At 73.2% G+C, this 7636-nt stretch carries 8 protein-coding genes; 3 read left to right on the top strand and 5 right to left on the bottom strand.

Annotated elements, in window-relative coordinates; genetic code table 11:
• The 3 genes from MPTA5024_RS31020 to MPTA5024_RS31030 form a co-directional block, all read right to left on the bottom strand.
• Positions 1 to 233 (bottom strand): 2-oxoglutarate dehydrogenase E1 subunit family protein (locus MPTA5024_RS31020; protein ID WP_036331178.1); only part of this gene is annotated, 233 nt, incomplete at its 3' end.
• Positions 234 to 438: 205 nt separating this feature from the next.
• Complete coding sequence (locus MPTA5024_RS31025) at positions 439 to 1080, bottom strand: B3/B4 domain-containing protein (RefSeq protein WP_036331972.1); 642 nt, start codon at positions 1078 to 1080, stop codon at positions 439 to 441.
• Between the two features lie 9 nt (positions 1081 to 1089).
• Complete coding sequence (locus MPTA5024_RS31030) at positions 1090 to 1665, bottom strand: TetR/AcrR family transcriptional regulator (protein WP_036331180.1); 576 nt, start codon at positions 1663 to 1665, stop codon at positions 1090 to 1092.
• 76 nt (positions 1666 to 1741) lie between these two features.
• Between MPTA5024_RS31030 and MPTA5024_RS31035 the strand changes: the two genes are divergently transcribed.
• Positions 1742 to 2503: an SDR family oxidoreductase gene (locus tag MPTA5024_RS31035; protein ID WP_036331183.1), complete on the top strand. Its 762-nt coding sequence runs from the start codon at positions 1742 to 1744 to the stop codon at positions 2501 to 2503.
• A gap of 366 nt (positions 2504 to 2869) precedes the next feature.
• Here the strand turns inward: MPTA5024_RS31035 and MPTA5024_RS31040 are convergent, their stop codons facing one another.
• Positions 2870 to 3466, bottom strand: a complete 597-nt coding sequence (locus MPTA5024_RS31040; protein ID WP_036331185.1) for a CGNR zinc finger domain-containing protein — start codon at positions 3464 to 3466, stop codon at positions 2870 to 2872.
• 131 nt (positions 3467 to 3597) lie between these two features.
• Positions 3598 to 6144, bottom strand: a complete 2547-nt coding sequence (locus MPTA5024_RS31045; protein WP_332310643.1) for a glycoside hydrolase family 9 protein — start codon at positions 6142 to 6144, stop codon at positions 3598 to 3600.
• Positions 6145 to 6356: 212 nt separating this feature from the next.
• On the opposite strand from MPTA5024_RS31045, the gene MPTA5024_RS31050 reads away from it, so the two are divergent.
• Together MPTA5024_RS31050 and MPTA5024_RS31055 are read left to right on the top strand one after the other, a co-directional pair.
• The gene (locus tag MPTA5024_RS31050; RefSeq protein ID WP_063794820.1) at positions 6357 to 7121 is read left to right on the top strand and encodes a winged helix-turn-helix domain-containing protein; all 765 of its coding nucleotides are present in this window, start codon (positions 6357 to 6359) and stop codon (positions 7119 to 7121) included.
• A partial coding sequence (locus tag MPTA5024_RS31055; protein WP_157099835.1) for an MFS transporter occupies positions 7114 to 7636 on the top strand: 523 nt, incomplete at its 3' end. The genes MPTA5024_RS31050 and MPTA5024_RS31055, both read left to right, overlap by 8 nt.

The following is a 7636-nucleotide window of genomic DNA, read 5'->3' on the forward strand; positions in this document are numbered from 1 at the left end:
GGGGCCGTCTCGGGGGCCGCCGGGGCCGGCGCCGCGACGGCGGTCGCGCCGTTCGCGCCGGTGGAGGCCTTGGGAGCGGCCTTCCCGGCACCGTTGTAATCCGCGAAGAAGTGCCACCAGGCCTGGTCGACAGATTCCGGATCCTCGAGATACTTCTGATAGAGCTCGTCGACAAGCCATTCGTTCTGCCCGAAGCTTGCCAGCGGGTTTGTCCGCGACGACTCAGACGACACGGCGGAAATCGCCCTCTTCCGCAGATCGGCGTTGATGTTTGATGAACCTGTCCAAGGCTACTCGCCCGGGGCGGTGACGTGCGCCGGTCGGGTCGCAGGTCCCGGCCCATCCTCCCAGGACCGATCAAACAGGTCACGCGGGAGTAGCCCGTCTGGGTGGTCAGGTTCTCCTCACCAGATGGTCACATCGGAGCGATGCGGCGTCTCAGCCGACGAGCCGCGTCTCGATCCGGACGCCGGGGGAGATCTCCGACAGCTTCCCGGCGAGGTCGTCGCCGGCCGCGCGGAGCCCCTCGATCGTCAGCGGCTCCAGCCGTTCGAGCAGGAAGAGGGCGTCCACCGTCTCCTCGGTGATCCGCGTCCTGACGCACTGGCGCCAGTTCCATCGGCGGCAGGTCACGCCCGTGTCGTCGCGCCAGACGACCTCGCCGATCTCCGGCTCGCCCAGCGCCTCCTCGGACGGCTCGTCGCCGGCCGCTCGCACGAGCCGCGCCGGGCCCGTGTAGCGGCGCAGGTCCTCCCCGCCGATCGGCAGCCCGTGCCGTACGGACACCGCGTTGTAGGCGTCGACCACCTGGTTGATCTCGGGCAGCGGCATCCGCCGGACCAGCGCGTCGACCGACGGCCGGGTGCGCTGCGGCTTGGCGCCGAACGCCCGGTAGGCCGCCCGCCACGCCTCGATCCTGGCGTCGTCCGGCGGCACGGCGGCCTCGGCGGCCTCGGCCAGCCACCCGCGCGACCGGTCGTCCGCCGGGCCGTTCGCGAGGCCGTGCGCGGTCATCACAAGGACGGCGAAGTCGGGGCGCAGGGCGGTGACGGCGGCGTCCACCGCGATGTCGTCGATCACGGGCACAGCCTACGGCCAGGCCCGCAGGGCGAGCGTCGCCACGGCGTCGAGATCGTCCCTGGTCGCGCCGTCGCGGGCCTGCGCCGACATGCCCTGCAGGGCGGCGGCGTAGAAGGTCGCGAGCCCGTGCGCGTCGGCGTCCGGGGGAAGCACCCCGGCCTCGACGTCCTCCTCGATCCGGCGCCGGATCTGCCGCCTGCCGGCCTCGCGGTGGCCCCTTAGATCAGCCGCGACGCCGGCGTCCGTGGTGTTGACGCCCGCGAAGATGATCAAGCAGCCCGGCGGGTGGGCGGGGTCGGTGTAGATCCGCGCCGCCTCGCGGAGCAGGCGCTCGACCGCCCGCCCGGCCGTCGGCTCCTCCGACAGCGCGCGGGCGCTGAACGCCCCGTGGGTCTCCTGATAGCGCCGTACGGCCTCGCCGAACAGCGACCTCTTGTCCCCGAAGGCGGCGTAGAGGCTCGGCGGGTTGATGCCCATCACCGCCGTGAGGCCCGCGATCGAGGTGGCCTCGTACCCGTTCCGCCAGAACTCCTCGAGCGCCCGTTCCAGGGCGGCGTCCCGGTCGAACGCCCGTGTCCTCCCCATCGCCCGATTCTATAGCGCTCACTACACAGCGTGCTATCGTCCTTATTGTAGTGATCGCTACAGAAAGGATGCAGGCATGAGCCGTGCTCTGGACGGAAGGAACGCGCTGGTCACGGGCGCGAGCAGAGGGATCGGCCGGGCCGTGGCCGAGCGGCTGGCCGCCGAGGGCGCGCTGGTCGCCGTCGGGTACGCCCGGGACCAGGCGGCGGCCCGGGAGGTCGTCGACGCGATCGTGGGCGCGGGCGGGCGGGCCTTCCCCGTACGGGCCGAACTCGGGGTGCCGGGGGACGTCGAGGCGCTGTTCGACGCCCTCGACGAGGCGCTCGGCCCGGACGCCCCGCTGCACATCCTGGTGAACAACGCCGGGATCAGCGTGCACGCGCCGATCGAGGACGTGACCCCGGAGATCTACGACCGGGGGTTCGCGGTGAACACCCGGGCGCCGTTCTTCGTCACGCGGCGGGCGCTGCCGCGCATCCCCGACGGCGGCCGGATCGTCACCGTCACCTCCGGTGTGACCCGGATCTCCTTCCCCGAGGCCATCGCGTACGCCATGACCAAGGGGGCGCTGGAGACGTTCACGCTCGCGCTGGCCAAGCACCTCGGACCGCGGGGGATCACCGTCAACAACGTCGCGCCGGGCATCGTCGACACCGACGCCAACGCCGGCTGGCTGAGGGGCGACCCGGGGGCGTGGGAGGCGTCCGCGCGGCGATCCGCGCTGGGCCGCGTCGGCCTGCCGCGGGACGTGGCGGGAGTGGTGGCGTTCCTCGCCTCGGACGACGCGGGCTGGGTGACCGGCGTCACGATCGACGCGACCGGAGGCGGCGGCCTCTGACCGGCGCGCCGTGGGGGGCGCGCTGCGACACCGGATAACGCCTATGGGGGTTGCGCACAGGCGACACCGTTGTCAGTTCCGCGAACCGCCGCCTCGTCCCTGCGGCCGTACCACGCCCACCGCGACCGCGGCGCGCCGCTGCGGGAGGACGACCCTGTGCGGGTGCCGATGGGGTAGGCGTCGTTCGCGAACGAGTTCGCCCCCCAGGGGCGGCCGCCCGCGCGAGCCGGCCGAGCGGTACTTCGACGTGCGCGGGTGGACCGAGATGCCGCGGGGCGGGCACTTCGCCGCGATGGAGGAGCCGCGGGCGCTCGCCGAGGAGATCCGGGCGTTTCTTCCGCCCCCTGCGGGCGACGGCCTGACCGGTTACGACGCGGAGGCGTCCTCATCGCCGACGTGGCGCTCCCGGTAGCGCCGCGTCTTGGCCCGGTTGCCGCACACGGCCATCGAGCACCAGCGCCCGCCTCCGCTCCGCGAGGTGTCGTAGAAGACCCAGTGGCAGTCGGGGGCCGCGCACATCCGCAGCCGGTTCCACGAGCCCCGGGCGGCCGCCCGCGCGACGGCCGCGACGATGCCGCCCAGGGCCTCCGCCAGCACGCCGCCGCCGTCCGGGTCGAGCCGGGGCGTGCCGCCCGGCGTCAGCCCCAGCCGGAGCGGGAACCAGCCGAGCGTGGTGTTGGCCTCGGCGACCGCGTCCTCGTCGGGTGGCTCTATCCGCCCGGCCAGGGAGGCCCGCAGGGCCGCCCGCAGGTCGCGCGCCACGGACAGGTCGTCCCGGCCGGCCCGCGTGCCCGGGGGGACGAGGCCCTCCCGCGCGAGCCACGCCGACAGCGCCGCGGGCGTGGTGAGCTGGTCACCGCCCGCGTGCCGCGTGCCGCGGTGGGTGTAGGCGCGTTCGTCGAGCGTGTTGAGGAACGCCTCGACGGCGAGCAGTTCGGCGGGGGCGGAGCGGTCGACGGCCACGACACCATCGTAGAGCGACGACGGTTGACGTCCGGACGCGCGCCGGCCGCCGCCCGGGTGGGGGACGGCGGCCGGCGCCCGCCGCCCCCGTGGGAGCGGGCGGCGGCGGGATGGTGCGGGCGGTGTGCCGGTCAGGCGCAGGCCGCGCCGTTGAGCAGGAACAGGTCGGGGCTCGGGTTGGCCCCCGGCGCCGAGGTGCCGTTGAAGCCGAACGTCACCGACTGGCCGGGCTTGATGGTCTTGTTCCAGACGTCGTTGGCCGCCGTGACGGTCGCCGCCTGCTGGGACAGGACGGCGCTCCAGGCGTGGTCGATCTTCTGGCCGCCGAGGAACGACCACTTCAGGGACCAGCCGTCGATCTTCTTGGTGCCGGTGTTCTTCAGCGTGACCTGGGTGGTGAAGCCCTGCGGCCACGAGCCGTGCACCGTGTAGGTGACCTTGCACGCGGCGGGCGGCTGGACGGTGCCGTCACCCTGCCCGGCGATGAAGCCCGAGACCCACGACAGCGCCGAGTTCCAGTTGATGGCCTCCTCGTTGGTGGAGTACGAGCCGATGTCGTCGATGTAGCAGAACTGGGGCTTGCAGCCCGTCAGCTTCGCCTGTGCCACCGGGTCCTGGAGGCCGGAGTTGGCGCCACCGGCGAGCGTGCCGTGGGGCGGGTTGGGCAGCGAGGTGTCCAGCGAGTGGGCGTACCACCTGCTGTGCTCGTTCTTCGACGCCACCTCGCCGTAGCCGGTCACGTACGACTGGTTGAGGGCGTTGCGGCCGAGCAGGTAGTCGATGCCCTGGAGCACGGCGTCGCGGTACTTCACGTTCCCCGTGAGGTCGTAGCCCGCCCCGAGGACCACCATGTTGTTGAGGATCGCGCTGTTGGAGCCCCAGAAGTAGTCGCCCGGGTTGAACGGCAGCCCGTACGGGTGGTCGTTCACGATGGCGAGGTACCGGTCGGCGCCGTCGAGCACCGACTGGCGGACGGCGTCGCGCCCCGGCAGGTCGTTCGGCACGGTCGCCAGGTCGATGCGGCCGAGCGCCGCGACGTGGCCCCAGTCGAAGGCGCCGGAGGGGCTCCACAGGTCGGCCGTGTGGTGCGGGGAGGCGAGCACGAAGTCGCGGTACTGGGCCTCGCCGGTCGTGATGTACAGCTCGGCCGCCGCCCAGTAGAACTCGTCGCTGACGTCGGCGTCGTCGTAGGTGCCGCCGCCGTTGCCGTCGGACGGCGACGCCAGCAGATCGGGGTTGGCCCGGGCCGCCGCCCACGCCTTCTTCGCGGCGGCGAGGTTCTTGGCCGCGAAGGCCGCGTCGTACGGGGCGAAGATCCGGGCGGCCTGGGCGGCCGTCGCGGCGAGGTTGAGCGTGGCCGCCGTGGAGACCGGGTGGAGCTCACGCTTCTGCGGGTCGAGGTTGGGCAGCAGCGGCAGGCCGGTCCAGTTCTGGTCGTGGATCTTGTGGTGGACCATGCCGTCCGGCCGCTGCATCTTGAGCAGGAACTCCTGCTCCCAGCGGGCCTCGTTCAGGATGTCGGGCACGGCGTCGCCGCTCTCGGGGATGGCCAGGGAGCCGATCGGCTTGCCGGTCGCGGCGTTCTTGGTCCTCTCGAACTCGCTCATCAGCTGCGCCACCGCGATGCCGCCGTTGACGACGTACTTGCCGTGGTCGCCGGCGTCGTACCAGCCGCCGGAGACGTCGAGGGAGTAGTCGCACACGCCCGGCTGGCACGGCACGCTTGTGTCGCCCTGGTTGGGGGCGACGCCGACGTGGCCGGCCGGCCTGCCGTACCCCGGCCGCAGCGCGTCGTCGATCGCGATGCCGCTGCGCTGGGTGTAGTAGAACTTCAGCGCGTCGAGCTCGAGGTCACGATAGGAGTCGCCCTTGATGTCGAACGGCCGGCTCGTCTCGCCGTCGGCCGTCAGCGTGAACCCGGCGCCGGCCCGGGTGTAGGAGCTGAAGTCGATCGAGTGGACGTTCTGCCCGGAGCTCGCGTCCACGCCGCGCGGGGTGGTCACGCCGTGGGCGACGGTCGTGCCGGAGGAGTTCTTGAGCTGCCAGGGCAGGGCCGTGGTGGCGTCGGTGACGAGCGTGGCGTTCTTCGGGCCCTTGGGGAGGTAGGCCACCTGGTTCACCCGCACCCGGGGGCCGGTGTCGGGCGTGTAGACCTCCGGCGGGACGCCGCCCTTGAGCGACACGTCGTCCACGCAGAACCGCCACGGCGTCGCGCTGCCGCCCAGCTGGAAGACGACCTGCCCGTTGGGGAGGTCCACCGGTGAGGTGAACGTGTAGCTGTAGGTGTCGCCCGACACGCTCAGCTCCGGCGCCGCCGAGACGTACTGCGTGTACGGGTCCACCGGGAGCTGGACGTACGCCCGCGCGACCTTCCCCGGGTCGGCCGAGGCGAAGAAGCTGAACCCGTACGTCTCGTCCTTGACCAGCGGGATGTCGTTGACGCCGATGATCGCGTCCCAGGGGTTGACCGTTCCGCCGGGGACGTCCGCGCACAGGCGGCCGCCCGAGAGGGAGAAGGACAGGTTGTCCGTGTGCCACCAGGGGTCGGTGGTCGTGTCGAAGGTGCCGTTGGGGATCTGCTCGGGGCCGTCCGCGTGGGCCGGCACGCCGGTCACGGACGCCATGGCCAGGGTCGTGGCCAGCGCCGCGGAGGCGAGCATGCTGAGTCGTCTGAGCACGGTGGTCCTCGAAGATATGGGAGCGCTCCCAAAGTGGTGAGCGACTCGATGTTTGCCCTGGGTTTCGCGGGGCGTCAACGACGGCCGGAGGCCGCGGGCGCTGACCGTGCCGTGTGATCCCGCACCGGTGAAAGTTTCAATTCCGCAAAGAATCGTTTGCAAAGTTCTCTTTGCATTGTTAGCGTTCCGGGGAGGGAAAGGAGGCGTCGGCAATGGGCGACGAGGTCTTTCACGTCGGCGACCCCCGCACGCTGAAGGCGGTGGCGCACCCGCTGCGGGTGCGGCTGCTCGGCGCGCTGCGGGCGGACGGGCCGGCCACCGCGACCGAGCTGGCCGCGCGGTTCGGCGAGAGCTCCGGGGCGACCAGCTACCACCTGCGGCAACTCGCGCGGTACGGCTACGTCGAGGAGGACGAGGACCAGCGTGACCGGCGCGAGCGGCGCTGGCGCTCCGCGCACCGCGCGACGGCCTGGGACAGCGCCGAGATGGCGGCCACGGCCGAGGGCAGGGAGGCGGCGGCCTTCCTGCGGCGCCGCCAGATCGAGGTGCTCACGGCCGACGCGGAGGCGTTCGAGCGCGACCGCGGCTTCTGGAGCCGCGCGTGGATCGAGGCGGCCGGGATGTCCGACGAGGTCGTGCGGCTGCGCCCGGCCACGGTGGCGGCGCTGCACGAGCGGTTCGACGCCCTCCTGCGCGAGGCCGCCGAGCGCGACGCGGGCGCGCCGGACGCCGAGCAGGTCTCCGTCTTCGTGGCCGCCCTCCCGCGCCGCCGCCCCGCGACGGACTCCCCGCCTCCGGAGGATCGCCGCGGCTCCGGTGCGGGCTCCGCGTCCGAGGAGTCGCGCCGTGGCTCCGGTGCGGGCTCCGCGTCCGAGGAGTCGCGCCGTGGCTCCGGTGCGGGCTCCGCGCCTCCGGAGGACCGTCGCCCGCGCCGCGGCTCCGGGTCCGGGCCGGCCGAGGAGTCCGGCCGTGCGTGACCGTGCCGCGAGCCCGAGGCGCGGCGGCTGGGGGCGGTACGCCGCGATCGAGTTCCTCACCTGGCTGCCCCCGGGGCTCATGATGGCGCCGATGGTGCTGCTCATGGCGGCCCGCGGGCTGAGCGTCGCCGAGATCGGGCTCGTGAGCGCGGCCTACTCGGTCACCATCGTCGTGCTCGAACTGCCCACGGGCGGCCTGGCCGACGTCCTCGGCCGCCGGGCCGTGCTGGCCGCCTCCGCCGCGACCAGCGTGGCGGCCCTCGTGGTGATGGCCACCGCCACCACGGCCTGGCTCTTCCTGGTGTCGTCGCTGCTCAAGGGGGTGGCGCGGGCGCTGTCCAGCGGGCCGGCCCAGGCGTGGTACGTCGACCGCCTGCATGACGCCGAGGGGCCGTCCGCCGACCTCAAGCCGGGCCTCGCGGCGGGCGGCGCCGCCGGGTCGGCCGCCCTGGCGATCGGCACGGTCATCGGCGGCCTGCTGCCGCTGGCCGTCCCCGGCGCCGGCCTGGTGGCGC

It is taken from the genome of Microbispora sp. ATCC PTA-5024, from assembly GCF_000511135.2.
Taxonomy (GTDB): domain Bacteria; phylum Actinomycetota; class Actinomycetes; order Streptosporangiales; family Streptosporangiaceae; genus Microbispora; species Microbispora corallina.